This window comes from Deinococcus sp., from assembly GCF_030523985.1.
GTDB lineage: Bacteria > Deinococcota > Deinococci > Deinococcales > Deinococcaceae > Deinococcus.
In genome coordinates, this window is sequence record NZ_JAUNHK010000039.1 from 1 (window position 1) to 1,989 (window position 1,989).

The 1,989-nt window shown below is 69.9% G+C and carries 1 protein-coding gene and 1 pseudogene; one reads left to right on the plus strand and one right to left on the minus strand.

Annotated features, from left to right (window positions below):
• Window positions 1–1,544, minus strand: a 1,544-nt coding sequence (locus Q4C89_RS07535) for a DUF4034 domain-containing protein (protein ID WP_303101994.1), incomplete at its 3' end; no start/stop codon positions are given.
• A gap of 134 nt (window positions 1,545–1,678) precedes the next feature.
• Between Q4C89_RS07535 and Q4C89_RS07540 the strand changes: the two are divergent.
• Window positions 1,679–1,989 (plus strand): annotated as a pseudogene (locus Q4C89_RS07540) (cell ssuface protein containing Ig-like domain protein); the annotation flags it as partial.

Consider the following 1,989-nt stretch of genomic DNA (forward strand, 5'->3'; position numbering starts at 1 on the left):
CCGCCCAGGCGGTCGAGCAGGTTGTGGGGGCGCAGTCGGCGGGCCGTTTCGGCTTTCCAGTCGGCTTCACGGGCGTTGCGCAGGGCATGAAGCGCACCGGGGTGGTCCTCGGCGGCGGCGCGTTCCAGTAGGTGCCGGGCATAGTCGAGGCTCTGTTGCAGCGGCTGGGTGTTGACCGGGCGCAGCACGCCGTCTTCTCCGACTTCCAGATTCCCGGCCCGCAGTTGCTGGGCCAGTTCGTAGCGGGCGTCGTTGTGACCGGTGTCGGCGGCCCGCAGCAGGTAGCGGTAGCGCTGCCGGGCGTCCAGGCTGAACTGCTCGCGGTACGGCGCAAAATTCTGGTAGACCCGCCAGCACATCTCCGGGCTGCTCAGTTCGGCAGCGTGCAGGGCGTCGGTGCGCTTGGTGCGGCTGTCGGTCAGCGCCGCCCGCAGGCCCAGCCCTTCTTCCTGAAGGTAGACGATGGTTTCGGCGGCCTCGCGGCTGCCCTCGTCGCGGGCGCGGCGCAGCAGTGGCAACGGGTCGGGCAGTTGCCACTGGCGGTTGAGCAACGTCAGGCGGCCCAGCGCCACCGCCGCCGCCCAGGTGCCCGACGCGGCCCAGCGGCTAAGCAGCAGCGCCACCCTCGGCAGCAGCGGCTCCAGAAAGCGGTCACTGTTGTAGAGCGCCCAGTAGAAGGTGCTTTGGGGCCGCAGCGCCGGGTTCTGCTCGGCGGCGTGCAGGTAGCGTTCCAGGGCGTCCTGACGTTCGGCGTCGGGGGCCACGGCGCGGGTCAGCGCCACGAACAGGTACTCGCTGTGTGGCTCGTACATCTCGGCAGCGAGGCGGGCACGGTTGACCCCTTCACCCAGGTCGTTCAGGAAGTGCAGGGCGTGGTGCGACACGCGGGCGTGGTAGTCGGCCCACAGGCGGTGGATGTCGCCCGCGCCGAGCTGCCCCCCGGCCTCCTGCTGGCGCACGAAGGCGAACATGTGTTCGTCGCTGCCGCCCCACTCGGGCCGCAGGTGGTCGAGCATCAGCTGGCGCAGTTCCAGGCTGCGCGGGTTCTTGGCGAGCGGGCGCGAGAACCACTCGGGGTAGCGCTGCTCCTGCACGTCTTCCAGGGTCATCTGGCACCCGGCGAGGTTGCGGGCGCGGCCAATCAGCAGCCAGGCGGTCAGCGGGTTGCGGGCCAGGTTGACGGCGTGCCGGGCGCAGGTGTCGGCCTGTTCCAGAAAGTGGAGCGTGCCGCGCCAGCCCAGGTCGGTGACGCGGCTGACCGGTTCGTCGCCGCGCATGGCCCAGGCCCGCGACAGCAGCCAGTGCCCGAGCGCGGTGTAGGCCTCGTAAGATTCGGGATAGCTCTGAACCCAGGCGTTGAGCGGCTCGTTGAGGGCCGGGTCGGGCCGCCAGAAAACCCCGAAGGCCGCGTGCAGTTCGGCTTCGCTGAGCTGACCGCGCTCGAACTGGGCCTGAAGGCCCTCGTACATCTGCTGCAGTTCGGCGTATCTGGCCCCTTTCAAGTCGCTCAGGGGGTCGGTCTCGGCGGCGCGGGAAACAGTCATGCGTTCCCTATCTTATACCCACCTTCACAATCTGGCGGCGTCCCGCAAGCGCGGGAGAGGGTGCCTGGATCGCTCTGGAAACAGCAGGAAAGATGCCCCCCGCTGTCCTCATGCAGGCGGGCTAAACTCGGCTCATGTACAGACCTCCCCACAACGGCGGCTCGCGGTGGGCCGCGCGAACGGTGCTGGCCGCGACCTGCGCCGCGCTGCTGGCGGGCTGCGGCTCGGTGTCCACCGGGAACGCGGGTACCGGCACCCTCGGCACCACCACCACGTCCAAAGCCGACGTGATGACCTTTCGGCCCACCAGTTTGCCCGTCGCCTATCTGGGCGAGTCGTACCGCGCCCTGGTCGGCGTGACGGGCGGCGTCGGCCCCTACGGGTATCGCCTGAGTGCGGGCACGCTGCCGCCGGGCCTCAAGTTCTCCGGCGCGGCCATCAGCGG